The organism is Trebonia sp. (assembly GCF_049794275.1).
Lineage (GTDB): Bacteria > Actinomycetota > Actinomycetes > Streptosporangiales > Streptosporangiaceae > Trebonia.
Map to the genome: position 1 here is coordinate 1 of NZ_JBARCR010001250.1, position 1,807 is coordinate 1,807.

Annotated in this window: 3 protein-coding genes; 2 read left to right on the forward strand and 1 reads right to left on the reverse strand. The window is 70.5% G+C overall.

The genetic code is table 11. The features are described 5' to 3' along the window. Window positions 1-389, forward strand: a 389-nt coding sequence (locus tag WA805_RS30570) for a hypothetical protein (protein ID WP_425244061.1), incomplete at its 5' end; no start/stop codon positions are given. Here the strand turns inward: WA805_RS30570 and WA805_RS30575 are convergent. Next, window positions 382-900, reverse strand: a complete 519-nt coding sequence (locus tag WA805_RS30575; RefSeq protein ID WP_422280616.1) for a gamma carbonic anhydrase family protein — start codon at window positions 898-900, stop codon at window positions 382-384. The two genes, WA805_RS30570 and WA805_RS30575, sit on opposite strands and share 8 nt — an antisense overlap. Before the next feature lie 23 nt (window positions 901-923). Between WA805_RS30575 and WA805_RS30580 the strand changes: the two genes are divergently transcribed. Continuing rightward, window positions 924-1,807, forward strand: an 884-nt coding sequence (locus WA805_RS30580; protein WP_425244062.1) for an ATP-dependent DNA helicase, incomplete at its 3' end; no start/stop codon positions are given.

The window sequence follows — 1,807 nt, forward strand, 5'->3', positions numbered from 1 at the left end:
GCGCCGGGCTGGACGGCAACGGCAAGCGGCTGCCCTCCCCGCCCGCGATGGCCGCGGCTGAGTTCGACTACGACGAGCTGGCCCGCAGGCTGCTCGTCCAGGTCGTCAGGCGGCTGGCGGCCACCCCGGCCGACCTTCAGCAGACCGTGGCCGCGCTCGAGCTCGAGCTCGCCACCGCGTGGAGCAGGCACGGCACGCTGACCGCGGAGAACGTGCGGCTGCGCGAGGAACTCGTGCGGGCTCAGCGCGACCTCGACTCGGCGCGCGAGCTCACCAGGAAGGCGGCCGTCAGCCACGACCTCAGCGAGGCCGAGGTGGTCTTGCTCGAAGGACTGCTGACTCGGGAGCACGACAGCGAGGGCCAGGAGTCCGGCGCGACCGCTAGCTGAGGCGCCGCAATCCCTTGCGGTGTTCGCGGGCGGTCTCGATATAGTGCCGGACCGATTCCTGCGTCCAGCTGGCGTCGATGCCGCTGCGCTTGATCGTCGCGGGCACGCCCGCCACCAGTGATCGCGGCGGGACCACGAAGCCCTCTGGTACCAGCGCCGCGGCGGCGACGATCGAGCCCGCGCCGACGACGACGCGGTTCAGCGTGATCGATCCTGAGCCGATCAGGCATCCGTCCTCGACCACGCAGCCCTCCAGATGCGCGTTGTGCCCCACCACGCAGTCCGCGCCGATCACCGTCGGGTAGTCCACGGTGCAGTGCACGATGGTGCCGTCCTGCACCGACGTGCGCGCGCCGACCGTGATCGTCCCGTGGTCGCCGCGGAGCACCGCCCCCGGCCAGATGGAAGCTTCCGGTCCAATCGTGACCCGGCCGATGACGACCGCATCGGGGGCCACATAGGCGAGGTCGTGGATGTCTGGCTCGTCATCACCGAGGGCGTAAACCGGCATCTGCATAGGGTAGCGTCTCGCTCGTGGGCGACAGTTCCCCGGATGACTCCCCGGTGCAAGCGCTGCTGGACACGGCCGTCTCCGCGATCGGAGGTTCGGAACGGCCCGGGCAGACTCACATGGCGCAAGCCGTCTGGGAAGCCATGGAGGACGGGGGGCACCTGGCTGTGCAGGCCGGCACCGGGACCGGCAAGTCGCTGGCCTATCTCGTTCCGGCGCTGCGGCTTGCCACGGACCGGCGCGGCCCCGTCGTGGTGTCTACCGCCACAATCGCCTTGCAGCGCCAACTCGTTGACCGTGACTTGCCGCGGCTGGCCGAGGCGCTGCGCTTCCCGCTGCACCACACTCCCGACTTCGCGATCCTCAAGGGCCGCAACAACTACCTATGCCTGAACAAGCTGCGTAATGCCCCCGACGACAACCAGCAAAGCCTGTTCCAGGCGGCCAGCGCGCTCGGCGCTCACGTGCAGCGGCTGCACAAGTGGGCCAACAACACCACGACAGGAGACAGGGACGACATCGTCCCGGGAGTACCCGACCAGGCGTGGCGCCAGGTCTCCGTGACGGCGCGGGAGTGCATCGGGAGTCAGCGCTGTCCGTTCGGACCGCAGTGTTTCAGCGAGCGGGCGCGGCGGATAGCGGCCGAGGCCGACGTCGTCGTCACCAACCACGCGCTGCTCGCCATCGACGCGCTCGGCGACGGCGGCATCCTGCCAGAGCACCGCGTGGTGATCGTCGACGAGGCGCACGAGCTGGTAGACCGGGTGCGGTCGGTGGCCACAGGGGAGCTGTCGGCGATCGCGGTCGAGGCCGCGGCGCGGCGGCCAGGGAAGCTGGCCAGCGACGCGCAGACCGGCCGGCTGACCGAGGCGGGCAACGCGCTCGGCCCGCTGCTCGTGACCATGCC

What these genes read in the sequence shown, in the direction of transcription:
- WA805_RS30575 (WP_422280616.1), bottom strand. Translation starts at nt 900, where the DNA reads ATGCCGGTTTACGCCCTCGGTGATGACGAGCCAGACATCCACGACCTC.